Below are 26,310 nucleotides of genomic sequence, written 5' to 3'. Positions count from 1 at the left end.
TTTGGCTAGACCTAAAGTAATTGTGCATATGTCAGTATCAATTAACGGTAATATAACGGGACCGTATGGAAGTGTTATAGAAGGAGATGCGTTAAGTAAAGCATATGAAGAAAAACATGAAAGTTTTGCATCTAACGCAATGCTTTTAGGACGAAAAACGATAGAAGAAGCGTTTGCTACAGAAGCGATGCCACAACTCCCTAGTAATCCTAAACAATATTCAAGAGAAGAAGACTTTATCGCTGAGACGCCATACGATAATTTCCTAATTTCATTAGATCCTACTGGTAAAGCAGCATGGACAACAAATCATACAACATTTCGCGATAGACCAGAAATGCATGTCATCGAAGTGGTTTCAAAAAATGTTTCAGATGCTTATTTAGAACACTTAAGAAATATAAATGTTTCATATATATTTGGTGGAGAAGATAGAAAATTAGACCTGTCTGTAGTTTTAGATAAATTGCACGACTATTTCGGACTGGAAACTGTCATTTTATCAGGTGGCGGAAATGTTAACTGGTCATTTTTCGAACAGGGTTTAATTGATGAAGTAAGTATTGTAATGGTACCGGCCGTAGACAATCATTATGGACGTCCACAACTATTCGATAATAGTAATAGCCTGGCTGAGATAAAGCCTCAAGGATTTAAAATATCTCATATAGAGCAACTTAAAGACGACATTGTTTGGATTCATTATACAAAATAAATAATTAGAGAAAAAACTAAAAATGGAAAATATACAATGATTACAGGTGCAAGTTCAGATATTATCTATGAAACCGCACTAAAGTTTTCTGAACGGAAAAACTATCTTGTACTTGTAGCAAGAAACTAAGAGAAATTAATAGATTTAAAAGAAACTATCTAATATAAAAAGCCTAATTGGTTTTATGTCAATGTCGGTTGGTAATGTAATTCAGTACTAAGCAACTCTATTCAGTTGCTTAGTATTTTTTTTATATTCACTTACAAATATCCTAGAAATAATCAATATTCGATTTCTAAAATTATAAAAATTTCTATAACCATAAGAAACTCGTTTAATAAGCTTAATTTTATTATTTATTCCCTCAATAGGGCCATTTGTTAGATGTGGATATCGAATTGTATTTGTAATATAAGGTAAATACTTTATCAACGTTTTAATTACTCGCTTTAAACCTTTGGATAGGTTATGGTTTTTGAAGTATATAAACTATAGGTTAATGGTTTAATATTATTAGATTTTAAGACGTCTAAAATTAAATGCCCCATTTCATATGTTGCTTTAAGTTGATCATCTAAACTTAATAAATATTGGACAAGACACTGACTTTGCCATGTACTAAAAAGCCTAAATTGATGATAATGCATTCGATTCAAATCGTGTGGTAGCTTAAGTAACAGCTTCCAATACCACTTTAAGTTTTCTACTTTAATTCCAATGATTTTTAATATATCATTAAACATAGGCACAATGTCTCTCCTTAGTTATTTGTTTAGGCACTTATAATTATAGAGATATTTGTGCTTTTTTGTATCTAAATGAAAATAACGTCTAGTGAATTAAATTCACCAACCGTTAAAAACATACGACCATTTTTAAAAGAAAATGAGAAATAAAAACTGCAACGGCAAGCTTGTAATTCAAAACAAGTTGCTGCCGTTGCAGTTATTTATATATTAGAATGCTTTTGTCTATATTAAGATGAATAAGTCATGTCATATTTATTTCAATATCAACACTATGCATATGTCCATTCAACAAATTATGGTTTAATTGCAAATGCTCGAACTGGGAAACCAGGTGCATCTTTAGGCTTAGGACTTATCGCATAAATAACCGCACCTCGGGTAGGTAATTGATCTAGGTTCGTTAACAGTTCGACTTGGAATGTATCTTGACCTAAGACATAACGCTCACCTACGATATCACCATTTTTGGCAATATCTACCGATGCATCTGTATCAAATGTTTCATGACCGATAGATTTGATATGACGTTCTTCAATTAAAAACTTCAATGCATCTAATCCCCAACCAGGTAGGTGTTGTTGACCTTTAGCGTCTTTGTTTTCAAATGATTCAATGTCCGGCCAACGTTTTGACCAATCTGTACGTAAAGCTACAAATGTACCAGGTTCGATAGTTCCATTATTAGATTCCCATTGTTCTAGGTGCTCACGTGTCACAATAAAGTCAGCGTTTTGAGCAACTTCTTGTGAAAAGTCTAAAACAATCAGTGGTAATACTAATTCCTTTAAATCTAATTCTTCAAGGTATCTCTGATTTTCAACGAAATGAATAGGTGCATCGATATGTGTACCATATTGTGTGACGATATTCCATCGTTGAACATAAAAACCATGTTCTTGAACTGTGAATAATGTAGAAACTTCACCTTTTTCAAAATCACTGAATCTTGGAATATCAGGGTCGAAAGTGTGTGTTAAGTCGACCCATTTAGACTCTTTTAACTGATTTAATTGATCCCATAAAGGATAGTTTGACATAAGCATCATCCTCAATTTATTTTATGCTGTTGTAGCATTATTTTCTTCGCGTTTCTTTCTAACAGCGTTAACTAATACAGTTAATGCTTCTTTAACTTCATCTTCTTTACGTGTTTTTAATCCACAGTCCGGATTTACCCAGAATAATGAACGGTCAATTTGTTGTAAAGACCGATTAATTGCAGTAGTAATTTCATCTTCTGTAGGGATACGAGGGCTATGGATATCATATACCCCTAATCCGATACCTAAGTCATAGTTAATATCTTCAAAGTCTTTAATCAAGTCACCATGGCTACGAGATGTTTCTATTGAAATAACATCTGCATCTAAATCATGAATCGCATGAATGATTTGACCAAATTGAGAATAACACATATGCGTATGAATTTGTGTTTCATCTTTGACTGATGATGTTGCTAGTTTAAATGAATGAACAGCATCTTTTAGATATTGTTCATGGTACTCAGAACGTAGTGGTAATCCTTCACGAAGTGCTGGTTCATCTACTTGAATGACTTTAATACCATTTTCTTCTAATGCTAACACTTCTGCATTAATTGCTAACGCGATTTGATCTTGTACAGTTGTACGTGGAATATCAACGCGTTCAAATGACCAGTTAAGAATTGTGACTGGACCAGTGAGCATACCTTTAACTGGTTTGTCAGTTAAACTTTGTGCGTAGACAGTTTCTTTGACTGTTAATGGTTCAGTCCATTTAACATCCCCATAAATAACTGGTGGTTTTACCGCACGAGAGCCATATGATTGAACCCAACCAAACTTAGTAACTAAGAATCCTTGTAGTTTTTCTCCAAAGAATTCAACCATGTCATTTCGTTCGAATTCACCATGTACGAGCACATCAAGTCCAATTTCTTCTTGAATTTTAATCCAACGTGCAATTTCGTTTTCTAAGAATTCTTTATAAGCTTCATCAGAAATACGTTGGTTCTTCCAATCTGCACGATATTTTCTAACTTCTCTAGTTTGAGGGAATGAGCCAATCGTTGTCGTTGGTAAATCCGGTAAATTTAATCTTTGATATTGTGATTGTTTGCGCTCAGAGAATGGTGATTGACGTTGTGTACGGACACTATCGAAATCATAGTCTAAGTTTTTGAATGATTGACTTTGGAATCGTTCATAGCGAGATTTTAACTCGTCATATTTCGCACTATCGTTATCATTGAAAAGACGGCGTAAAGCATCTAATTCGTCTAATTTTTCAGTGGCAAAGCTTAAACCTTCAGCGATAGATTCATCTAACGTTTCATCATCTAATGATACAGGCACGTGTAGTAAAGATGAAGAAGGTTGAATGACAATATCTTGAGCATATTGTTGTAATGTTTCAATCAATGACTTTTTAGCTTCAATATCAGCAGCCCACACATTACGTCCATCGATAATACCTGCGTATAATGTTTTACTTGAATCAAAATCACCAGCTTTAACTTGCTCTAAGTTGTAGCCATGATCATGAACGAAGTCTAATCCTAATCCACCTACTGGTAATGAGCTTAAGAATTTAAGATTTACACGTTCAAAATAAGTTTGAATCACTAAATGTTTACCTAATCCTGTATTAGTTAATTCTTCATAAGCTTCTTTAGTGATATTTTCATAACTTTCGCTTTCATCAGTAACTAATACCGGTTCGTCAATTTGAATATATTCTGCACCTGCATCAACAAGTGATTGTAATACTTCTTTATAAAGTGGTAGTAATGTTTTTACTTTTTCTTCGAAAGATTGGCTACCACCTTTTGATAATTTAACAAAGGTAATTGGACCTACAATGACTGGGTGTGCATTGACATTAATAGATTGTGCATACTTAAAGCGGTCTAATAACACATTTCGATTTAGTTTGGGGTCTACATTATCCCATTCTGGCACGATATAGTGATAATTTGTATTAAACCATTTGATTAATGCACTTGCGACGTGTTGCTTATTACCACGTGCAATATCAAATAACAAGTCATCATTCACTTCTCGTCCTTGGAAACGTTCAGGAATAATATTGAATAGTAGTGATGTATCTAAGATATGGTCGTATAAAGAGAAGTCACCTACAGGAACGCTGTCTAGATTATAATTCTTTTGTAGTAATAGGTTTTCTTTGTGTAAGTCAGTAAGTGTTTGATCTAGTTCATTTTTATCAATTTTTTTAGCCCAATAGCTTTCGATAGCCTTTTTCCATTCTCTTTTTCTACCTAATCTTGGGAATCCTAAGTTTGAAGTTTTAATTGTTGTCATAATATTGCCTCCTTATGAGTGGTAATAGATTTTGAATACGCTGCAAGTTCTAATGAATAATCGACTTTTTGGAAAGGTGTAATAATGTATAGTCCATTAAAGTATTCATGCACCGTATCGATGAGTTCCTTTGAAAGTCTAAGACTAAGTTCTTTAGTTTTTTCTTTATCATCTTTTACTGCTTTGAATTGATTGAGTACCTCTTCAGACATTTTGATGCCAGGTACTTCATTGTGTAAAAATAGTGCATTGTTATAACTTGCGATGGGCATAATACCTATGAAGAAAGGTGTGTTTAAGTGCTTTGTCGCTTCATACACTTGTTTAATTTTTTCTTTGCTATACACAGGTTGAGTGATGAAATAACTCATGCCACTTGCTACTTTCTTCTCAAGACGTTTAACTGCACCATCGAGTTTTCTTACATTAGGGTCAAATGCACCAGCGATGTTAAAGTTCGTATGTTTCTTCAGCGCATCACCGTCTGTGTTGATACCTTGATTAAAGCGAAGTGCGATTTCGGTTAATCCTTTAGAATTAACATCATAAACATTGGTAGCACCAGGTAAATGACCTACTTTTGAGGGATCACCTGTAATGGCTAAAATTTCATTAACACCAATGAGTGAGAGACCTAATAGGTGAGATTGTAGACCTATGAGATTTCTATCACGACATGTAATATGAACGAGGGGTTCAATATTAAATCGTTGTTTAATAATACTTGCTGCAGCAATGTTACTTACGCGAACAGTTGCTAAGGAATTATCTGCTAATGTCACTGCATCGATATCTGCATCATCAAGCTTGCCAATATTGTTGAAGAACTGATCGGTATCTAAATGTTTAGGCGTATCTAGTTCTACAATGACAGTAGGGCCTTGTTTGACTTTGGAAGTCAGTGATTGTTTGAAATTTATGTCTTTTTTGCGATTTACTTTTTTATTAATTGGTATGACGTTTTTATGGGTAACAGGTCTCAAATTCTCTACAGAAGTTTTAATGTATCGAATATGTTCAGGTGTAGTACCACAACAACCACCAATTAGTCTCACACCTTCATTGATTAACTCTTGCGCCACATCACCAAAATATTGTGCGTTATCACTATATTTGAATTCGCTATTTTCAATATCTAACAAACTTGCATTCGGATAACAGGATAGAAATGCTTTATCTGGTAACTCGATATGTGAAAATGAGCGTTGCATATGATGTGGACCATGATGACAATTAAGTCCTACAATATCTGCTCCACATTCAACTAATTGTTTTAATGCATCGTTAATTGGTGTTCCGTCTACGAGATAATTTGTGTTAGAAGCGGTTAACTGAGCGATTATTGGAATGTGATGTTTCCTTTTAGTTGAAATGACGATACCTTTTAATTCTTCTAAGTCATAATAGGTTTCAAACAATAAAGCATCTACACCTTCATCAACTAAAGTATCTATTTGGTGTTCGGTATGATATTGGATAGTTGAAAGGCTTAAATCATCTTGTTTAACACCTCTAAAACCGCCAACCGTTCCTAAAATAAAAGTATCTTCATTGGCAGCTTTTTTCGCAATTTGAACAGCTGCTTTATGAATTTCTTTGACTTTATGTTCTAGACCAAAGGCTTTTAACTTTTCAAAATTGGCACCGTACGTATTTGTTTGTATAACATCAGCACCGGCATCAATGTATGAACGATGAATATCTTCTACCTTTTCCGGATGGGTTAAGTTATAAGCTTCTGGGCATGTATCTAAGCCTTCTGAATAAAAAATGGTTCCAATTGCGCCATCAGCTACTAAAACGTTGTTCTGTAATTTGTTCAGGAATTGACTCATTAAATGCCTCCTTTAAAGCATAGTTGATGTCTGCAATAAGTTCGTCTGGATTTTCTAATCCCACACTTAATCGGAATAATCCAAAGGTAATACCACGTGCATTTCTAATGTCTTCTGGTATAGCTGCATGTGACATCGTTGCCGGATGAGATAAAATTGTCTCTACACCACCTAAACTTACTGAAACCAACGGAATAGTTAACGCATCTACAAACGCTTGTGCCTTTGTTTCATCTTTTAGTCTGAAACCAATGACAGCACCACCTGTTTTAGCTTGTTTAAGGTGTGTTTTGTTATTTCCTGGGTAATACACTTCTGCGATTTCATCTCTTTGACTTAAGAATGATACAAGTTTTTCAGCATTCGCTACAGATTGTTTGAATCTAATAGGGAACGTCTTAAGATGTTTAGCTAATGCCCAACTATCATAGGTAGATAGGGCGTTGCCAGTGCCGTTTTGAATTAGATATAATGCATCTGCCACATCTTCACGATTTGTAATAACTGCACCTGCTAGTAGGTCACTATGTCCACCTAAAAATTTAGTGGCACTGTGAATAACAATATCTGCACCAAGTGCTAACGGTGATTGCCCTAAAGGTGTCATAAAAGTATTATCTACAGCTAATAACAATTGGTTAGCTTGAGCAATCTTTGCAACTGCTTGAATATCTGTCACTTTAAAACAAGGATTAGAAGGTGTTTCTACATATATTAGTTTCGTATTAGATTGAATTGCATTTTTTATATTATCTGCGTTAGTCGCGTCTACAGTAGTAAATTCAATGTTGAATCTTTTTAAAATATCTTCAGTTAATCGGAATGTGCCACCATAAACATCATCAGGTAATATGACATGATCGCCAGATTTCAATGTAAGTAAAACTGCAGAAATGGCTGCAATCCCTGATGCAAATGCAAAACCATATTTACCTTTCTCTAGATGCGCTAATTTTTCTTCTAAAATTGCTCTGTTTGGATTACCACTACGTGCATAATCGTAAAGTGGACTACCGCCAAGTTGGTCTTGATGAAATGTTGATGAATCATAAAACGGTGGATTGGCTGAGATATAATCCTTTCCTCGACGTTCATCGAAAATTACTTCAGTATCTATTGATAAATTCATGAAATCACTCCTACTTTTGAATGCGTTAATGCTTTAATAATGTCTGCTTCAATATCAGAATAGTTTTCGATTCCGATTGATAAGCGTATTAAAAACTCATCGATACCTCGTTTATCTTTCTCTTCATCGGGCATATCCACATGAGTCTGTGTGTAAGGAAATGTAATAAACGTTTCTGTACCACCTAAACTTTCTGCAAATATACAAGTTTCTAAATTTTCCAAAAATTTCGGGACGCTATATGCTTTGTTAAGTCGTAAACTTAACATGCCAGTTCTACCGCTATATAAAACCTCGTCAATTGCATCTAAATCTTGGCATTTAACTGCTAACTTTTGAGCGTTTTCTTGTGAACGATCGATTCGTAAATGCAAAGTTTTAAGACCTCTTTGTAGTAAATAACTATCCAATGGTGATAGCGTAGCGCCTATCATATTGTGGAATTGTCCCAATTGTTCAGCTAAATTGTTGTCTTTTACTGTAACAACACCTGCTAGCACATCATTATGTCCACCGATATATTTTGTAGCCGAATGTAAAACAATATCGGCACCTTCTTCTAATGGTGTTGAAAGATATGGTGTTAAAAAGGTGTTATCAATAATTGTTAATAAATTATGTTTTTTACTGAGCACGTAATAAGGTGTCACATCGATATCAATCATTTGCGGATTAGAAATTGGTTCAATGAATAGTGCTTTTGTTTGTGATGTAATTTGATTTTCAACTTCTTCATAGTTTAGGAAATCTACATACTTAAATTTCACACCGTATTGCTGTTCGTAAAAATCAAATAGTCTAAATGTGCCACCATATAAATCAAATGCAACTAGTACTTCATCACCAGGTTTAAAAAGGTTACATACAAGTTGAATTGCGGCCATGCCACTTGAAGTTGCAAATGATGCTACACCTTTCTCTAGTTTGGCGAATGATTCTTCAAAAGCTGTCCTTGTTGGATTCTTCGTTCTTGTATAGTCATAACCTGTTGACTGACCTAGTTGAGGATGTTGATATGCAGTTGATAAATATATTGGATTGGCAATAGCTCCTGTATGATCTTTAGTCAAAGAAATTTGTGCTAATTCTGTATCCTTCATTACTAGACCCTCCTTAAAATTAAAAAAAGCTTCCGTCCTTTAAACCCGATTCTTTCGGATGTAAAGGACGAAAGCTTTGATTTCGTGGTACCACCTTTGTTTGTTACTTTATTACTAAAGTAACCTCTATCAGTACACCATTTTGATAATAGGCACTGATAAAAATGAAGAAATCACAAAAATATCGTTCATAAAAAAACTCATTCATTCAGAGATTGAAGAAATGAGTATTAACGATAAAATGTGCGTCTTTAATTCCAGTACGCCATTTAACAAAATGTTAATACTGTATCGCTATAACGGGCGAACCCGTTGACACCTCATATTGGCATCAACACTCCAAGGCCATTTTCAAACTTTCTTACAATATCTTCTCTCAGCTACGAAGATTCTCTGTATAAGCAGTGTAAGTTTTACTTTCCTTTTTACAGTGTGTAAAATGTTTCGTTTTGTAATTGTTAATACATAGCTTACAGATAGAAGAATCATTTGTCAATAACTTTTCTGAAAATTTAGATTAAACTTGCAATTCAGATTTATAGAATCGTTGATATCATAGCGTTATTATAAAATAATATTTTTTGAAGAAATTGTCGTAACTTGTGATTTCTACTTGTGAAAAAAGGGGCAAATTTTTAAAATAAAATAGAGATACAAATTATATTAATATCACGGTATTAATTTTTAGAGAAAGATGTGAAAAAATGGCTCATCGAGAAGATCAAAGATTGCAATTAAACAAAGATGAACAAGTACATTCCGTTTCGTTAGACTTAATTAAAGCTAATCCTTATCAACCGAGAAAAACATTTGATGAATATAGACTAAATGATTTGGCACAATCAATTAAACAACACGGCATATTGCAACCGATTGTAGTAAGAAAAACTGTTCAAGGTTACTATATTGTTGTAGGAGAGCGACGTTTTAGAGCATCCAAAAAAGCAGGTTTAACCGAAATTCCTGCAATTATCAAAGAACTGTCTGATGAAGATATGATGGAATTAGCCATTATAGAGAATTTACAACGTGAAGATTTGAATGCTATAGAAGAAGCAGAAAGCTATAAAAAGCTAATGGAAGATTTAAATATAACACAACAAGAAGTTGCTGAAAGACTTTCTAAATCACGTCCTTATATTGCTAATATGTTACGTTTATTAAAATTACCTTCAGACGTTGCTAAAATGGTGCGTGGTGGTGAGCTTTCAGGTGCACATGGTCGCACATTACTAGGTTTAAAATCTCCACAGAAAATGAAATCAATAGCGAAAAAAGCTGTAAAAGAATCATGGAGTGTAAGATATTTAGAGAACTATATCAATGATTATTTAGAAAAAACTTCTCCAACAAAGACTTCGGTTGATGAACAAACATTCAATAAACCCAAATTTATTCAAAAGCAAGAAAGACAGCTTAAAGAACAATATGGTTCTAAAGTTGATATATCAACACATAAAAATATTGGTAAAATTGCTTTTGAATTCAAATCAGAAGAAGAATTTAAGTCATTAATAAAAAAACTAAATCAAAATTATGATATGTAAGTGTATAAGGTATATAGAAATATATTGAAAATAAGTGTTGTTTGCTATATTAAGCAGTTTTTAAAACTGAAGACTGATTTAATATGAGCAGTTTTAAGATATAATGATTTAATTATGAAAAGTTAAAAGTGAGGAGGTAAATGCATAATGAATCAAGTCAAACATATCCTTTCTTCGTTAATAGAGCCACTTACTAAAGTTGAAACGTACGAAACGTTGGCTATCAAGATTATCATGATTTTGATTTATATTATTGCAGCAATTATAGTAATAAGTATTTTAAACAAAGTGATTGAACAAGCATTTAAAATTCAAAACAAGAGCAGAAAAGGTAATAAAAAACGTTCAAAAACATTAATTTCACTTGTACAAAATGTAGTTAAATATATTGTCTGGTTTATCGTTATCACGACCATCTTAAGTAAATTTGGAATTAGCGTAGAAGGCATTATTGCGAGTGCCGGCGTAGTTGGTTTAGCCGTAGGTTTCGGTGCACAAACAATTGTTAAAGATATCATTACGGGCTTCTTTATCATATTTGAAAATCAATTTGATGTAGGCGACTATGTTAAAATCAATAGCGGTGGTACGACGGTTGCTGAAGGAACAGTTAAATCAATTGGACTTAGATCAACACGTATTAATACTATCTCAGGGGAATTAACGATTCTTCCAAACGGTAGTATGGGTGAAATTACTAACTTCTCAATTACTAACGGAACTTCGATTGTAGCGATACCGGTCTCAATAGAAGAGAATTTAGATCATGTTGAGAAAGAATTGAATAAATTATTCACATCACTTAGAAGTAAATACTACTTATTTGTGAGTGACCCTGTTGTAGAAGGTATTGATTCTATTGATAATAATAAGGTGACTATCAGAATCTCTGCAGAAACAATACCTGGAGAAGGTGCAGCTGGTGGTAGAATTATTAGAAAAGAAGTACAGCGATTATTTGTTAGAGAAAATATTAAAATGCCTAAACCCATTTTTGCTCCATATGACGAGCAAAAACGTGGCTAATTATCATTGGAGGTAATTTCATGACGTCAAATTACGGAATAAATGATATAGTAGAAATGAAAAAACAACATGCATGTGGAACAAATCGTTTTAAAATCATAAGAATGGGCGCTGACATTAGGATTAAATGTGAAAATTGTCAACGTAGTATTATGATTCCACGTCAGACGTTTAATAAAAAATTAAAGAAAATTTTAGTATCCAATGAAGATACAGAAAGTTAGGAGAATGATTAATGGCTTTAACAGCAGGTATTGTAGGTTTACCAAACGTAGGGAAGTCTACACTTTTTAATGCAATTACTAAAGCGGGGGCTTTAGCAGCTAACTACCCATTCGCAACAATCGATCCAAACGTAGGAATCGTAGAAGTACCGGATTCACGTTTGTTAAAACTAGAAGAAATGGTTCAACCAAAAAAGACGATTCCAACAACATTCGAATTTACTGATATTGCAGGTATTGTTAAAGGTGCATCAAAAGGTGAAGGTTTAGGTAATAAATTCTTATCACATATTCGAGAAGTTGATGCTATTTGCCAAGTTGTCCGTGCATTTGACGATGAAAATGTCACACATGTGTCTGGTCGAGTTAATCCTCTAGATGATATTGAAGTTATCAATATGGAATTAGTACTAGCCGATTTAGAATCAGTAGAAAAACGTTTGCCTAAGATTGAAAAAATGGCTCGCCAAAAAGATAAAACTGCTGAAATGGAATTACGTATTTTATCTAAAATTAAAGAAACATTAGAAGAAGGTAAACCAGTACGTAGTATCGAATTTAATGATGAAGATCAAAAATGGGTTAACCAAGCACAATTATTAACATCTAAAAAAATGTTATATATTGCTAATGTTGGTGAAGACGAAATTGGTGATGAAGAAAACGATAAAGTGAAAGCAATTCGTGATTATGCTGCTCAAGAAGACTCTGAAGTAATTGTCATCAGTGCAAAAATTGAAGAAGAAATTGCAACATTAGATGATGAAGATAAAGAGATGTTCCTAGAAGACTTGGGAATTGAAGAACCAGGTTTAGATCGCTTAATTCGTACCACATATGACTTGCTAGGTTTATCAACATACTTCACTGCTGGTGTACAAGAGGTCCGTGCTTGGACATTCGTACAAGGTATGACAGCACCACAATGTGCTGGAATTATCCACACAGATTTTGAACGTGGTTTTATCCGTGCAGAGGTTACAAGTTATAGTGATTATGTTGAACATGGTGGCGAAAATGGTGCTAAAGAAGCAGGTAGACAACGTTTAGAAGGTAAAGATTACATCATGCAAGATGGAGATATTGTTCATTTCAGATTTAATGTTTAATTATAATTACCATTATTAATTAATTGATTAGATTTTAACTACCCTATAGTAACTAGGGTAGTTTTTTTATGAGGGAAATTGTCGATTAGTTAGAAAAAAGCAATGTAGTACATGGTCGGAGTTACTAAGTGACAAGACTACATTGCTTAAATACAACATTATTATATTAAAAGAAAGGAATAACCTCACTTGCTTTAAGAATATCTGTAGTTCTAAAAAATTGTTTGCCTTCACCAGTATAAGCAGGTACTAAAATCATATTAGCTTTGGCATTGTATAACCATTCAGGGTGCAAACCACAATTTAAAATATCTTGAAATTCTTGAAAGTCTTTATTCCAATCTAAATTTAAGTTCATGTTAAACACCTCACACCCATTATAGAACAAATGTTCGCGTTTGTGAAGTGTTTTTACACATTTATGATGTAAACCAGTTTGTGCTTACATTTGAATCAACATAGTTAGCATCTACATTTTGATTTAGTTCTGATGAATAGAAACTATCTGTATATTGCCATAACACTTTTTCTCGAGTTGGCTCTTGAGACTGATATGAAGCTAACCAATAACCGTCATATGAACTCACTGCATTAGCGACATTATTAACCATAAAGTTTTCGTATGAATAGAATAATACTTTCTTATTACCAGCTAGTTTTTTCATTTGATCAGCCCAAGCTACTGTAGCAGTGTTCGCATCGCCAGAAGTAACCGTTTGTTGTTCATAGTCGTTGATATAAAATTCTGCTTTTGGTGCACGATTGTATAACATTCTTGCTTCATAACGAGCATCGTCAGCATTTTCGTACATACTATATGAATAAACACCGAATTTCATATTGTTTTTATCTAATAAGGCAGAATTGTGTTCTAAACATTTATCGACATATTCAGAACCATATTGTCCACGAATAATGATAAAATCATAATTTTTCTTAAGTTGTTTTACTTGAGCATCGGTTAAGTTACCTTGCCATTCGGAAATATCAAGTACACGTTCACCACTATTAGTTGTTGCAGCGCTTGATTTAGTTGAAAAAGTAGATCGGTTTTGTGTATCGTTTTTAGCTTTTTCTGGGTGCTTTTTCATATATTGTTGATAGCCGTAGCCCATTGTACCTTTTTTACTTTGAGTATCGTTTGTATTATTTGAATTTTCATCTGCATATGATAAATTAATGCCTGAAATTGTAGTTAACATTGTTGCAGCAAACATCGAGTAAGATAGTTTCTTTAACATAAAAGTTCTCCTTTATTTATAAAAAATTAAATGCAATTGAATTGAAAACGCAATGATGATGTTATTACAATTAATTTTTATTTACAATGATACGACTTACACAATATAAAGAATGATTTTATTATGTATATTCATATTGATTTTTATAAAAAATGGTTGAAAAAATTATATTAATATCAGTTACTCTATCGAGTAAACATCAAAAAGAGGATATAGTGCCTATATGTTTGTTATTTGGTTTATTATAATTTCAAATATGATTGTAAAAAGTAATACTCTGTGCTATAATTCTTGATTGTGAGTAATGAAAATTATTCCTTGCTTATCACAAAATGATGATAAGCCGTATAGACCACAAGGAGGTGCAAATATACAATGAGAACATATGAAATTATGTACATCGTACGTCCAAACATTGAAGAAGATGCGAAAAAAGCAGTTGTTGAACGCTTTAATGGTATCTTAGCTTCAGAAGGATCAGAAGTTTTAGAAGAAAAAGACTGGGGTAAACGTCGCCTAGCTTATGAAATCAATGATTTCAAAGAAGGTTTCTATAACATCGTACGTATCAAATCAGATAACAACAAAGCTACTGACGAATTCCAACGTTTAGCTAAAATCAATGACGATATCATTCGTTACATCGTTATCCGTGAAGACCAAGATAAGTAATAATTTGACGGGGGCGTTTAAATGTTAAATAGAGTTGTATTAGTAGGTCGTTTAACGAAAGATCCAGAATACAGAACCACTCCCTCAGGCGTAAGTGTAGCGACATTTACTCTAGCAGTTAATCGTACTTTCACGAATGCTCAAGGGGAACGCGAAGCAGATTTCATTAACTGTGTTGTTTTCAGAAGACAAGCAGAAAATGTAAATAACTACTTATCTAAAGGTAGTTTAGCTGGCGTTGATGGTCGCATACAGTCACGTAGTTATGAAAATCAAGAAGGTCGTCGTATCTTTGTTACTGAAGTCGTTTGTGACAGTGTTCAATTCCTTGAACCTAAGAATTCACAAAATGGCGGTGGCCAACGTTCACAAAACAACGAATTCCAAGACTACGGTCAAGGATTCGGTGGTCAACAATCAGGACAAAATACTTCGTATAACAACAATTCATCAAAACCTAATTCAAATCAATCAGATAATCCATTTGCGAATGCGAACGGACCTATTGATATTAGTGATGATGATTTACCATTCTAAAAATAACTAATTAAAAAATAAAATTAAAAGGAGGCAGTTAATCATGGCAGGTGGACCAAGAAGAGGCGGACGTCGTCGTAAAAAAGTATGCTATTTCACAGCAAATGGTATTACACATATCGATTATAAAGACACTGAATTATTAAAACGTTTTATCTCAGAACGCGGTAAAATTTTACCACGTCGTGTAACTGGTACTTCAGCTAAATATCAACGTATGTTGACAGCTGCTATCAAACGTGCACGTCATATGGCTTTATTACCATATGTTAAAGAAGAACAATAATAGATTATTTATTGTAAAACCCCGTAAGTATAGGCTTACGGGGTTGTTTTTGTGTTTTGAAATATTTGAAAAGGGCAGAAAAAGGGCATGATGTGAAAAGTTTTAAAATTTAAGCATAAAAAGAGCTTGATTTTTAACTTTTATAAATATAATTTATTAAATTTTATTTTATGTAAACCGGTTTTTATATATATATACCTATAATTTTCTTCTGAAAAGTCTGGTTTATGCTCTTTAATTATTTCCTCTGTATCACGAATTAAATTTAAATATTCCTCTTTACTTAAATAAAATCTCAAAACAAATAATAAACAAAACATATCTCCTTTAGAGAGTTCATCACTAGTAACATTAATTCTATTTTCTCTATTATAAGCATTTATATATTTCGAAATATTAGGAGGTCCAATTTGTAAATCAAATAATCTTTCTTCATGTGCACATACATTTCTATATGTCTTTATAAAATGTATTAAAGTAGTTAAATCTTTTTTATTTAATGAAATGTGTCTATTTCTACTACGTTTATACCTATCTTTAAAAACCTTAGCAATATCATCAGCTAAATCATTGTCTAGAGCTTTGTAGAAGTAATAAATATTTCCTATAGTTAAATAATTGACTAACACCCATAAAGGAACTCCTTGATGATTTTTTAAATAATGTTCAATAGAATTTAATGTTTGATTGTTTGAAAAAGATTCTTTTTTGATATTTCTTTTTATAACTCCACTCAAATTAGCAATAACTGAAACTTTATCGATGATTTTTTCATTATCAGAAGAATAATTTTGGATATCTAAATAGGAATTTTGTTCTGGAAATTTTTCGCAAAACTTATAAGATATAGCAGATTTTAAATGAGTTTCTAACAATAATAAGTATTCAAGAATTAGTGAACGTAATCGTCTATCCATCACATATAAAGAATATATTTCATCGAAAGATTTATTATCTTCAAATTCTTCTGGGATTTTATTGAGTTTATTTGGTGTTTTTTTAAAAAAAGGATCTTTATATCCATTTATCACATTATAATAATTTTCTTTCTCTAGTACTCTCATGACTTTCGAGCCTTCGCCATCTTTGGAAATAGTCAATCCACGATCTCTCAAAATTCTTAGTTGTTGTCTGTGAGTTTTGAACGGTTTCATATATATACCTTCTTTTTATATAAGAATAGCTCAATACCTATAAGATATTGAGCCACTCTACTGATAATGTTTAAAAATCGAAAAGTTATTCTAAAGCGAATAACCATCTTTACCTCGAAATAAATTATAATACATTTTCATTGGAAAAGGAAGTCGTTCCTACTAATTTTTAAAATTTACTTTATTTAATTTATTCATCATATCTTTTGCCATCCGATCAGTTACGTGTGTGTATATCTCTAGGGTAGTTTTATAGTCTGAGTGTCCTACACGCTCTTGTATAGCTTTTAGGTTAATCCCTAATTGTGCAAGTGTGGATATATGCGTGTGACGTAATGTGTGCGTTGTAACACGTTTCTTTATTGAACTAATCTCAGTAGCTTCTTTAATAATGCTATTTACTTTGTTTAAGTCTATAGGGCTACCAGCTGTATTTGTAAATATGTACCCTCTATCAATAAAATCTTCATTCCACTGGTTTTCTTTCTTATTATCCAAAATAAGTGTTTTAAGTAAGTTGATACTTTGGGTAGTGAGTCCGATGGTTCTATAACTTTTACTTGTTTTAGTAGTTTCTTTTACTCCGAATGCTCCCGTTTCTTTATCAGTTACCCAATTAATTGTACCGTCGATCTCTAGCGTTTTATCTTCATAGTTTATATTTTCTCTCTTTATTGCAAGTAGCTCACCGATACGCATGCCATTAGCAATTTGAAACTGTACTATAGCCTTTACCATTTTATAATTACGTTTTCTCGTTGAATGTTTTTTGTGCTTAATTAGGTAATCAAAGCAATTAAGTAACTCTTTAACTTCACTATCTTCTAAATAGTTATTACGTTTGGCTTGTAGTTCGTCCCTAGTTTTAGCCTTTTTAGGAATATCTATTTTATCTAGTACACTTATATCTTGTAGATCGTAATATTTAAACGTATATTTGAAAACAGAACGAATGATAATAACAAGAGACTGAACATGTCCTTTACTATGTATACTAGCCCACTCATTAATAATATCTTGTAGGTATGTATGTGTGATGTTGTTTATCAGCACTTCTTTATCAATAGCATTTTTAACTGTGTTTGTATTACTTAATTTTTCTTTAATGGTTGTAGCCTTTGAACCAGAATGATTTTTATAGTACTCTAACCACTCATCACATGCAGCATGGAAAGTTAGTGACTTAAGTGTAGTAGATGTCTTGTCATTTAGCTTAGCCTCTATACGCTCATTTAAGCGCTTCTGAGCCTCTTTTTGTGACTGCTTACCATTCTTATTAAGTACCACGCTAACACGTCGCCATTTGTTTGTGAGAGGATCTTTGTACTTCTCGTAATAGCGAAATTGTACATCACCATGTTTGTTAGTAAATTTCTCATGCCACATTTTTATCCCTACTTTTTATATTCAAAAATTATTTCTTTATCCTCTTTTTTTATATCTATTTGATAGTTATCCGGAAATTTTATTGAAAAGTTAGTTAGGTTGTTTTTTGTCTCATCAAATTCTATTTCACCAATTTTTACAAATTCCTTGCTTGTATTACTTTGTGGTTTGATTCCTAATAATGATTTTTTTGTTATTAAGAAATCTAAATCAGTGTAATTAACTACTTTCCAATTTTTTCTTATGTGTAATACATTAATTTGTTTATTGGTTTTAGTTAATTCATCTATTGTAAAAATAGGTGTAGCTATATTTGAATTATCAGTATCTTCAAATAGTTTTTCAATTATAAGATCAACATCATTTTTAATTGGGTTTAATCTATTCTCAATAAGACTTGAATATTTAGTTTTAAGGTAACTTTCTATAAGTTCATATATAAATTTTTTGTCTTTTGAATCTAATTGTATGAAAGCTTTAGGTTCTCCGTTAAAAAAATTGAAGTCAGATATCGGCTCTATTTCTTCGAGGTCAAATGAAAAATGGTTATCATTTTTAAATCCAAAAGTAATAGGTGAGTTATGCTGATTTAATAGCCAGTTCAATGAATAGTACGGTTTTGCCACCATTGAATTATTTTCAAACATACCTCGCTCTGTTAATAAAAATTTAACGAATGGATAAGGTTGTACTTTTATTCCGCCTACCAAACAATACATTATGTATTTTTCTGCTACTAATATGTCATATGTTTCTTCTCCACCATAAAGATAAGAAGATAGGTTATATAAGTAATCGCTATTTGGAAAGGTTTTGTTGTTTTCGACCATTGATATATAAGAACTACTAACTTTAAGTTCTTCTGCTGTTTCTTTTACAGATTTCTTTTTGTTTAAGCGTTCATTCTTCAAAAACGTCCCTAAATCATACATTAAGTAAAAAACACCTTTCTTTTTAATTTATACATAGATTATAGCATTTTTAAATTCTCAAGTTAAATAATTATTGACTTTAGACTTAACTTAAGTTAAATTATAAATACAACTTAATTAAAAGGCTTTATGACTAATATATATGGTCTTCAATTAAGTTTAATATTTAAATTTGATTAAGAGATGATTTAGTGAAAGCTAAGGAAAATTTGTTAAAAAATGAAATATTCTTAAACGGATATTCCATAAAAGAATTTTCAGATAAGGTTAATATTTCTAGAACTTATATGAGTTCAGTAGTAACTAGAAAGAAAGGTTTAAGTCCTCAAAAAGCAAAAGATGTATCTAATGCATTAGGTGTTGAAATTCAAGATATTTTTGAATTTGAAGTTAAGGAGGTTAAATAATGTCTAGAACAAAGTTGCAAGATATACCAACAAAGGAAAATACGATCACTGAACCAAAGCAAGTAGTGGTAAAGCCTATGTTTGCTAAACCCAATACGCTAGCTTGTATATTCGGAATTTCGTACAGTTCAGTAAACCGTATATTGAAAGAATGGGAGAAAGATTCTAAAGGCATTGATGACTTGTATTACTCATTGTCATCAACAATGACGGTCATTAGTATTCCCCGTTTTGAAGAGTACATGAAGAAACGTCATAAAAAATGGATGTAGAAAGGAATGAGAAAAAATGAAAAATTATCTAACGTACATAGGTACGATTTCGTTTATAACATTAGCAAGCGCTCTATTACTCGATGTTTTTGTAGCATCAGCAATATTTATTTTAGCGTCGGCATACGGATTAAATTTGGAGGTGGAATAAGGTGAAAAACAAACAAAACTTAAATAAAAATAATAAATTCAGAGAGGAAAATGAACAAATGAATAAATTAACTAGAGAAGATTACAAAAATATTGATGGTAAATTGAATTATGAGCACATAGTGAATAATAAAAAGCAAAATAGAAAAATATCTAAATTATTACGAAAACGTCGTAACAGAGATATTTCAATTATAAAAAATGAATATCCTAATTTAAGTAAAAGTGAAATTACAAAAGTATTAGATGATTACAGAAATTATAAAGAGTTTGTAAAATCTTCAAATATTTTGATCGACTTTCCTATTAATTATGAAGATTCTAATATTCATAAATTCATTACTAAAGATGATGTTGAAGAATTAAAATGGGCAATCGAAGAAATGACAAGTTTTATTGGGAAGTTGGAGGAATACTAGAATGAAAGATTTAAAATTTCATGTATCAGAATTAAAAAATAGTTTTGTAGATGCTGAGTTAAATTCAAAACTTAATACAGTAATTACGCTTATTGGTGAAGAGATGGCTCGTGGCGAAGAATATAAATCATTACTTGATAAACAAAACAAACCAATGGAATCATATATCGTTAAGGAACATATCAATCACAATTATGTATTAATGGCAGTATTAAACTCAATATTAAAAGATATTGATGCAATTGAAGAAGAGATTAAGAATGAATTTAGCAGTGCGATGGAACAAATAGAAAAAGCGTCATCAGTGAAGTCGGCAAACGGAACTGATAACGCATAATATACAAGTTAACTAAACAAATAACAGGGCAATTAAGAAATTGCGCATATTTATTATAACATCTTTGTCCTTTTGTTTGTATTAAATGGAGGTCAAAAATTGGATTTTCAAAAAGTTAAGTTAAACAATAATTTTAATATTCATATTGTTCAATATAAAAACTTGTATTCAAATTCGTGTAATGGTTCTGATTTATATAATTGGTCAGATTGGTTGAATAAGCTTCAAATACCAATGATTAATGAAAATAAATATAAACGTGGTCTATGCGTATACGGTGATTTTGAAGATATAGAAAAAGACAATCAAAACATTAGTAAATATCGTAGTGATGCTACTTTAATTAACCGAAGTGCAATCACATTAGATTATGATGAAATCAAAGATTTTAGAGGTCTATATGAAGTGCTGAAAGCTAAATTGGAACATGTATCTTGGGCATTTCATACAACGTATTCATATACTGCTGAAAAGCCTCGCATTCGTCTTATAGTACCTTTAAATGAGCCAGTGAGTGCATCAGACTATCGGAAGTATTCAAATGGATTAGCACGTTATATTGGTTATCCAGTAGATGAAGCTAGTTTTGTACCATCACAAGCTATGGCCTTACCAGTTAAAAAATCAAAGGATTCAATTTACATTTTTAAATATAATGACGCACCAGCAATTACCACTGAAGAATTAAACAAGATGGTTGTTAAAAATGCGCCAATAACTGTGGATTATTCAAATCATTTTCATAAACACAATAGTTCATATTGGCGCGAAATTGCATTTGGTGTAGGTGAAGGTGAACGTAACCAAACATTGGCTTCTTTAACAGGGTACCTATTACGTCGTTATGTGGACGCTAATCTTGTTTACGGATTGGTAAGTGCATGGGCGATGACCTGCAGGCCACCAATTGAACAAAAGGAAGTTAATCGTACATTCAAAAGCATTTTGAAGAAAGATAGTAAGAATAAGTAAGGAGGTTTTTATTTGGAAGATGTAACCAAAGAAGAAGTATTTGAGTTGATTGATGAAAATAATTTTTTGGCCAATAGTGATGATTGGCGTAGTAAATTAAGACGATCAGCCACAACACAAGCCCTTAAAAAGACAACTTCAAACGCAGAATTAATTATGGAAAATGATGAAAGTTTAAAAGGGTTAGTACAGTACGATTCCTTTGAAAAAATTACGAAACTGAAGCGTTTACCATATTGGCGTACCAATGATGATAATAATTACTATTGGGCTGATATTGATACAACTCATGTCATTTCTCATATAGATAGATATTATAATGTGCAATTTAGTCGTGACATTATGGATAGTGTCATTGAAAAAGAAGCTTATCATAATAAATTTCATCCTATTAAGTCCATGATTGAATCTAAAACATGGGACGGCAATAAGCGAATCGAAACATTATTTATTGATTATTTAGGTGCAGAAGATAATCACTATAATCGTGAAGTGACTAAAAAATGGATGATGGGTGCGGTTGCTAGAATTTATCATCCTGGTATCAAATATGATTCCATGATTATTTTATATGGTGGGCAAGGTGACGGTAAATTAACGACAGTAAGTAAGTTAGGTGGTCATTGGTATAACCAAAGTTTAAAAACGTTTAAAGGTGATGAATCCTATAAAAAAATACAAGGCTCTTGGTTGTGTGAGATAGAAGAGCTTGCAGCATTTCAAAAATCTACTATTGAAGATATTAAAAGTTTCATTAGTGCGATTGTAGATATTTATAGGGCTTCATATGGTAAACGTATTGAACGACATCCACGCCAATGCATTTTTATAGGTACGACAAATAATTACGAATTTCTAAAAGACCAAACAGGTAATCGTCGTTTCTTTCCTATTACGACAGATAAAAATAAAGCAACTAAAAGTCCTTTTGACGATCTTACACAAGACATTGTTCAACAAATGTTCGCTGAAGCTAAAGTATATTTTGACGAAGATCCAACAGATAAGGCATTGTTACTAGATAAAGAAGCTAGTGAAACAGCTTTGAAAGTCCAAGAAGAGCATTCTGAAAAAGACGTTTTAGTCGGCGAAATTGAAGAATTTCTTGAGCGTCCTATTCCGTCTGACTATTGGTATAGAACATTGGAAGAAAAAAGAATATCTGCTCACGATGTTATAAACCAAGATTATATTAAATTATATGGTGATGGAAAATTAATTGAGTTACCAAACGCAAAACCAGGTGCTTATGTATGGCGTGACAAAGTATGTAGTATGGAAATTTGGAAAGTGATGATGAAACGAGATGACCAACCACAACAACATCATTTAAGAAAGATTGATAAAGCATTAAGAAACACACGTTATTGTGGGCAAACAAAAAGACGATCAAGATTCGGTGAGAGTATAGGGTTACAATATGGTTTTGATATCGAAATGGATTCTTATTATAAAGAATTAAAAACCAAAACGATTGAGTAATGGAACGATGGAACACCTTTGGAACACTTTTGGAACACCTTAAATCCCTTGTGGCAGTAAGTTACATGCTGCAATTGTTCCTGTGTTCCATAAACTTTTACCTAAACTTATAGAAATTTATGTATATATTTTAGAAGAGTAATCTATACATTCACAAAAATATATAAGTGTTGCCTATAAACAGTGGAACACCAGAACAGATAGCTTTAATCCTTTGGGAGAGTAATGATTATGGGACGTTCTGATATTGTCCCATAACACATTATAAATGGAACACTGGAACACCTATACGAAATTTAGGAGGAAGAAAATGAATAAAAATCATTTAAAATCAGAAATTTTAGAATATATAAAATCACACGATGGAACTACTTTTGTAGAAATAGAAAGTGTATTTGAAGAAAATAACTTTAATTATAAAGGTGATGGAGCATATACAAGTGGCCAACATCCAAATATAGTGTTTTGGATTGGATGGAACCAAGAAGCGTTTAATATAATTGCCGAACTTAAACGAGATGGATTAATTGAGATGGATATTTGTCCACCAATTATTTATCTAGTTGATGGTAAAGGGTTGGACTTACCGATAGTGAAGTCTAAATATATTAAAACAGATCATTGGTTGCCTGTTGCATTTAATATTTGTAAGAAAGAAATGGGGTGCGTCTAATATGAACATAGAAATAATCGCAAATCAATTTGAAACAAGAGCAGGCACGTTATTAAGATATTACACAGGTTTATTAGAAAGTAGCAAAAAGACACCGTTTGGATTCAAAATATATAACGATCCGTTTGATATGGTGTATGTGGTCATGGAAGGTAATTTGTACGGTCATATCTACATCAAAGATTGTAATGTTAGAAAAGCGTTTGAATTAGCGTCTCCTAAGCACACTGAAGGGCTTATAAGAAGTATTGAGGGGCATTATGCAGGTTATGACGTAGATGATGATAGACACATCTCTATTAGCGATATGATGGCGTCTAGACTGTTTGAAGATGAGTATTTCTTATATGGACTGCAGACATTCGCAGAATCAAATAACAGTGATGTGTTCGAGTATATGGAAAAGGGTTTTGACGCAGGTTCAGTTGAGGGCGTTCAGTCTAGTAATGCAGATGTGATTGGTAACATTGAATTAATGTACCAGTTAGCGACAGGGATTAATGAACCAGCAACAGAATTAATCGAGGGATTGAAGTTGGTAACTGAGTTTGTGCAAGACGAGAACGCTACACAAGACGATTACAAGGCGTTAGAACGTAAGTTAAGTGAATTGAAAGCAACTTATTATAGTTTGAATAAGTAGTGTTAAGAGGGGTCACATATGTTGTGTGGCTCCTATATAAAAATAGGAAAGGTTTTATGAAGGTATGAAAAAATAGCAGAGTTCAAATTTGGGCTTTGATAAAAAACTAAAAAAAGCTAAGTATTCAAAATTTCATAAGGGGCAAAACTACACTCTTGAATAGAACGTTTGTTCTTATTAGGGAGTTTGTGAAAGTGTGTGAATATCATCTGAAATAGTTGTATTATCAACGTTTGTATTGAATGATAAGAAATTATTGAAATTAACGAAAACAAGAACATAAGTTTGCGCTTTGAGTGTAAATTTAGTATAATAGAGTTAAGGAGAAAAGTTGCAGAACAAAAGAAATCATGTGTAAGAATCATTAAAAATTAGGGGACAACAAATACTAATATATAAGAGGTTTTGACATGATAAAAACGATAGAAAAACAGGTGGCTCAACCACCAACCGAATATTTAAGAGTTTATGATATTATTCAAAACTCAAATGAAAAGTATGTAACTAAGACTAAGATATTGAATCAACTAGGTTACACCCTAAATAAAGTTAATGATAGATGGCTTACACAAGTTATTACTAGTTTAATTATTAACTATCAATATCCAGTAGGTTATAGCTATAAGAAAGATGCTAGGGGCTATTACATCATTAGAAGTAAAGAAGATAAACAACAAGCAATTTATAGTGTTAAACGCCAAGTATTAGGTGCGCAGACGCGTTTAAAAGCGTTAGAAGAAATAGAAATACAAAATTAAAACGAAAGAGGTATAAGTATATGACAATGAAAACTGGAAGTGCATATGATGTATTATTTAACGATAGAAAATATAAGGATTTATTAGATAAAGTAGATCAATTTTTAGAAGAAACGTTTATTATGTACCAACGTGGCTATAGAATGGATATCATTGATGAACAACAAAAACCGAAAGTAACTCAAATTGAAAATGAGTTTAAACAGTTTGCTAGTGACAAATTAAAACGTATTGAAGCACGTATGGATGAAATCGAAGAAGAGTTAACAAAAGATGATGTGGCAGACCCACAATCTGAATTAATTAGACGTCAAAATTTAGAAGCGAGATTATCATTCTACAGTAATTCAGAAATTATGGATTACATTAGAGGGGCAGACGCAGAAAAAACAGATGTATTTGAATTAAGTTTGCTACAAAAAGCATTTGACCAACGTTTATCTGAAAGCGAACAAAGTCAAGTGTCATTCTCCTTAACAGCATTAAAACAAGCCGTGTTATATCCGTTTGAGAACAATGAAGAACATGACAATCTAGCTTACCAGTTTAATGTGTTGAGACAAATTGGCATGGCAAATAATGGTTCAGTTATCACAAAAGATGATGAGGGTTACGTGGTCATTAAGCCTTTAGCAGATAGATACAATGACCAATTGAAATATGCTAAAGCTAAAAAAGATGGTGCAAGACAACAAGCTCAATATAAAAAACAATACGTTTATAACAAATAAAACCAACTAGCGCCTATCCTTAATTGGGTAGGCTCATTCTATATTATTGGGGGTATTATCGTGCAGGAACATACTAATGAATCATATCAACAATCAAAGATATCTGAATATGAATTATTAACAAAATATAATCCTAAATACATTAATTCTAAAATTAAAACGGCACAGTCACATATAGATGAGATGTATCATTTAAGTACCTCAATAACTACATGCGATGATATTATGGGAGTTATTTCTGTATCTTATCCAGTTGATAAGCTCGTGATATGGATTAGTGAAACAAAAGGTAATTTGAAACGCTTTAAAGATGATTCAGCAATCCGATTATATTTATTAAAGCAGGTGCTTAATACTTATACGAAAGAAGAACAACAGCAGGTGGTTAAATACATGCAATCACATGGTCGTATCAAAGAACACAAGCTCATTGAACGTTTGCAGGTAGATTTATACAACATTAGTCATGATAAGCCTTTAACAAAGGCTAGTGAGCCACAACATACAATGGTGGTGTGA

The 26,310-nt window shown here is 32.2% G+C and carries 29 protein-coding genes, 1 pseudogene and 1 other annotated feature; of the genes and pseudogenes, 19 read left to right on the top strand and 11 right to left on the bottom strand.

Translation table 11 applies throughout. The features are described from left to right. Position 1 precedes the first annotated feature (1 nt). On the top strand, positions 2-715 hold the full coding sequence (locus tag LPC11_RS12010; protein ID WP_231307284.1) for a dihydrofolate reductase family protein: 714 nt from the start codon (positions 2-4) through the stop codon (positions 713-715). Positions 716-931: 216 nt separating this feature from the next. Here LPC11_RS12010 and LPC11_RS12610 read toward each other — a convergent pair. From LPC11_RS12610 to LPC11_RS11970, 6 genes and pseudogenes are all read right to left on the bottom strand, one after another. Continuing rightward, positions 932-1,413, bottom strand: a pseudogene (locus tag LPC11_RS12610) (transposase); the annotation flags it as partial. A gap of 344 nt (positions 1,414-1,757) precedes the next feature. Next, positions 1,758-2,501, bottom strand: coding sequence for a cyclase family protein (locus LPC11_RS11990; protein WP_023374523.1), 744 nt, complete (start codon positions 2,499-2,501; stop codon positions 1,758-1,760). Positions 2,502-2,522: 21 nt separating this feature from the next. Then, positions 2,523-4,769, bottom strand: coding sequence for a 5-methyltetrahydropteroyltriglutamate--homocysteine S-methyltransferase (gene metE, locus LPC11_RS11985; RefSeq protein WP_023374524.1), 2,247 nt, complete (start codon positions 4,767-4,769; stop codon positions 2,523-2,525). Next, the gene (locus LPC11_RS11980) at positions 4,766-6,604 is read right to left on the bottom strand and encodes a bifunctional homocysteine S-methyltransferase/methylenetetrahydrofolate reductase (RefSeq protein ID WP_023374525.1); all 1,839 of its coding nucleotides are present in this window, start codon (positions 6,602-6,604) and stop codon (positions 4,766-4,768) included. The genes metE and LPC11_RS11980 overlap by 4 nt, the downstream gene beginning before the upstream one ends. Continuing rightward, positions 6,558-7,733, bottom strand: a complete 1,176-nt coding sequence (metC, locus tag LPC11_RS11975) for a cystathionine beta-lyase MetC (protein ID WP_023374526.1) — start codon at positions 7,731-7,733, stop codon at positions 6,558-6,560. The genes LPC11_RS11980 and metC overlap by 47 nt, the downstream gene beginning before the upstream one ends. Then, positions 7,730-8,833, bottom strand: a complete 1,104-nt coding sequence (locus LPC11_RS11970) for a PLP-dependent transferase (protein ID WP_023374527.1) — start codon at positions 8,831-8,833, stop codon at positions 7,730-7,732. The genes metC and LPC11_RS11970 overlap by 4 nt, the downstream gene beginning before the upstream one ends. A gap of 60 nt (positions 8,834-8,893) precedes the next feature. Further along, positions 8,894-9,271: a binding site (T-box leader), on the bottom strand. A 266-nt stretch (positions 9,272-9,537) separates the two neighbouring features. Here LPC11_RS11970 and LPC11_RS11965 point away from each other — a divergent pair. From LPC11_RS11965 to ychF, 4 genes are all read left to right on the top strand, one after another. Then, positions 9,538-10,380, top strand: coding sequence for a ParB/RepB/Spo0J family partition protein (locus LPC11_RS11965; RefSeq protein ID WP_023374528.1), 843 nt, complete (start codon positions 9,538-9,540; stop codon positions 10,378-10,380). 147 nt (positions 10,381-10,527) lie between these two features. Then, positions 10,528-11,406 carry a mechanosensitive ion channel family protein gene (locus LPC11_RS11960; RefSeq protein WP_002466537.1) on the top strand — a complete coding sequence of 293 codons (879 nt, stop codon included), beginning with the start codon at positions 10,528-10,530 and terminating at the stop codon, positions 11,404-11,406. A gap of 20 nt (positions 11,407-11,426) precedes the next feature. Further along, positions 11,427-11,630 (top strand): DUF951 domain-containing protein, encoded by a 204-nt coding sequence (locus tag LPC11_RS11955; RefSeq protein ID WP_002451525.1) that lies wholly within the window; start codon positions 11,427-11,429, stop codon positions 11,628-11,630. An 11-nt stretch (positions 11,631-11,641) separates the two neighbouring features. Next, positions 11,642-12,739: a redox-regulated ATPase YchF gene (ychF, locus tag LPC11_RS11950; RefSeq protein WP_002451524.1), complete on the top strand. Its 1,098-nt coding sequence runs from the start codon at positions 11,642-11,644 to the stop codon at positions 12,737-12,739. Between the two features lie 166 nt (positions 12,740-12,905). Here the strand turns inward: ychF and LPC11_RS11945 are convergent, their stop codons facing one another. Together LPC11_RS11945 and LPC11_RS11940 are read right to left on the bottom strand one after the other, a co-directional pair. Next, entirely contained in the window at positions 12,906-13,097 is a 192-nt protein-coding gene (locus LPC11_RS11945) for a hypothetical protein (protein WP_002451523.1), read from the bottom strand. Positions 13,098-13,158: 61 nt separating this feature from the next. Further along, positions 13,159-13,980: a GH25 family lysozyme gene (locus LPC11_RS11940; protein ID WP_023374529.1), complete on the bottom strand. Its 822-nt coding sequence runs from the start codon at positions 13,978-13,980 to the stop codon at positions 13,159-13,161. Positions 13,981-14,355: 375 nt separating this feature from the next. On the opposite strand from LPC11_RS11940, the gene rpsF reads away from it, so the two are divergent. Genes rpsF through rpsR form a run of 3 tightly spaced genes read left to right on the top strand, consistent with a single transcriptional unit; the run spans position 14,356 to position 15,475 of the window. Continuing rightward, on the top strand, positions 14,356-14,652 hold the full coding sequence (gene rpsF / locus LPC11_RS11935) for a 30S ribosomal protein S6 (protein WP_002451521.1): 297 nt from the start codon (positions 14,356-14,358) through the stop codon (positions 14,650-14,652). A 21-nt stretch (positions 14,653-14,673) separates the two neighbouring features. Then, positions 14,674-15,189: a single-stranded DNA-binding protein gene (ssb, locus tag LPC11_RS11930; protein WP_002466536.1), complete on the top strand. Its 516-nt coding sequence runs from the start codon at positions 14,674-14,676 to the stop codon at positions 15,187-15,189. Between the two features lie 43 nt (positions 15,190-15,232). Beyond that, positions 15,233-15,475, top strand: coding sequence for a 30S ribosomal protein S18 (gene rpsR / locus LPC11_RS11925; protein WP_002451519.1), 243 nt, complete (start codon positions 15,233-15,235; stop codon positions 15,473-15,475). A 140-nt stretch (positions 15,476-15,615) separates the two neighbouring features. Here rpsR and LPC11_RS11920 read toward each other — a convergent pair whose 3' ends face one another. The 3 genes from LPC11_RS11920 to LPC11_RS11910 form a co-directional block, all read right to left on the bottom strand. After that, the gene (locus LPC11_RS11920; protein ID WP_231307283.1) at positions 15,616-16,629 is read right to left on the bottom strand and encodes an Abi family protein; all 1,014 of its coding nucleotides are present in this window, start codon (positions 16,627-16,629) and stop codon (positions 15,616-15,618) included. Between the two features lie 162 nt (positions 16,630-16,791). Next, positions 16,792-18,015, bottom strand: a complete 1,224-nt coding sequence (locus LPC11_RS11915; protein WP_023374531.1) for a tyrosine-type recombinase/integrase — start codon at positions 18,013-18,015, stop codon at positions 16,792-16,794. An 8-nt stretch (positions 18,016-18,023) separates the two neighbouring features. Beyond that, a complete protein-coding gene (locus LPC11_RS11910) occupies positions 18,024-18,947 on the bottom strand; it encodes a helix-turn-helix domain-containing protein (RefSeq protein WP_023374532.1) in 924 nt (307 codons plus the stop codon). 191 nt (positions 18,948-19,138) lie between these two features. Between LPC11_RS11910 and LPC11_RS11905 the strand changes: the two genes are divergently transcribed. From LPC11_RS11905 to LPC11_RS11855, 11 genes are all read left to right on the top strand, one after another. Beyond that, complete coding sequence (locus LPC11_RS11905; protein WP_104681485.1) at positions 19,139-19,354, top strand: helix-turn-helix transcriptional regulator; 216 nt, start codon at positions 19,139-19,141, stop codon at positions 19,352-19,354. Continuing rightward, positions 19,354-19,626, top strand: a complete 273-nt coding sequence (locus LPC11_RS11900) for a helix-turn-helix domain-containing protein (protein ID WP_023374534.1) — start codon at positions 19,354-19,356, stop codon at positions 19,624-19,626. Before LPC11_RS11905 ends, LPC11_RS11900 begins: the two co-directional genes overlap by 1 nt. Before the next feature lie 209 nt (positions 19,627-19,835). Then, the gene (locus LPC11_RS11895; RefSeq protein ID WP_023374535.1) at positions 19,836-20,195 is read left to right on the top strand and encodes a hypothetical protein; all 360 of its coding nucleotides are present in this window, start codon (positions 19,836-19,838) and stop codon (positions 20,193-20,195) included. A gap of 1 nt (position 20,196) precedes the next feature. Continuing rightward, positions 20,197-20,532: a hypothetical protein gene (locus LPC11_RS11890; RefSeq protein WP_023374536.1), complete on the top strand. Its 336-nt coding sequence runs from the start codon at positions 20,197-20,199 to the stop codon at positions 20,530-20,532. A 99-nt stretch (positions 20,533-20,631) separates the two neighbouring features. Further along, on the top strand, positions 20,632-21,504 hold the full coding sequence (locus LPC11_RS11885) for a primase alpha helix C-terminal domain-containing protein (RefSeq protein WP_023374537.1): 873 nt from the start codon (positions 20,632-20,634) through the stop codon (positions 21,502-21,504). A gap of 12 nt (positions 21,505-21,516) precedes the next feature. After that, entirely contained in the window at positions 21,517-22,986 is a 1,470-nt protein-coding gene (locus LPC11_RS11880; protein ID WP_231307282.1) for a virulence-associated E family protein, read from the top strand. Between the two features lie 310 nt (positions 22,987-23,296). Beyond that, entirely contained in the window at positions 23,297-23,659 is a 363-nt protein-coding gene (locus LPC11_RS11875) for a hypothetical protein (RefSeq protein ID WP_023374539.1), read from the top strand. Position 23,660: 1 nt separating this feature from the next. After that, entirely contained in the window at positions 23,661-24,302 is a 642-nt protein-coding gene (locus LPC11_RS11870) for a pathogenicity island protein (RefSeq protein WP_023374540.1), read from the top strand. 410 nt (positions 24,303-24,712) lie between these two features. After that, positions 24,713-25,060: a hypothetical protein gene (locus tag LPC11_RS11865; protein WP_023374541.1), complete on the top strand. Its 348-nt coding sequence runs from the start codon at positions 24,713-24,715 to the stop codon at positions 25,058-25,060. A gap of 20 nt (positions 25,061-25,080) precedes the next feature. Continuing rightward, complete coding sequence (locus LPC11_RS11860) at positions 25,081-25,791, top strand: hypothetical protein (protein WP_023374542.1); 711 nt, start codon at positions 25,081-25,083, stop codon at positions 25,789-25,791. A 60-nt stretch (positions 25,792-25,851) separates the two neighbouring features. Next, positions 25,852-26,310, top strand: coding sequence for a pathogenicity island family protein (locus LPC11_RS11855; RefSeq protein WP_023374543.1), 459 nt, complete (start codon positions 25,852-25,854; stop codon positions 26,308-26,310).

The sequence above is a fragment of the Staphylococcus sp. HL28 genome, from assembly GCF_021117155.1.
Lineage (GTDB): Bacteria > Bacillota > Bacilli > Staphylococcales > Staphylococcaceae > Staphylococcus > Staphylococcus warneri.
Note: the sequence above shows the minus strand (reverse complement) of the source record. Positions and strands in the feature narration are given on the sequence as shown.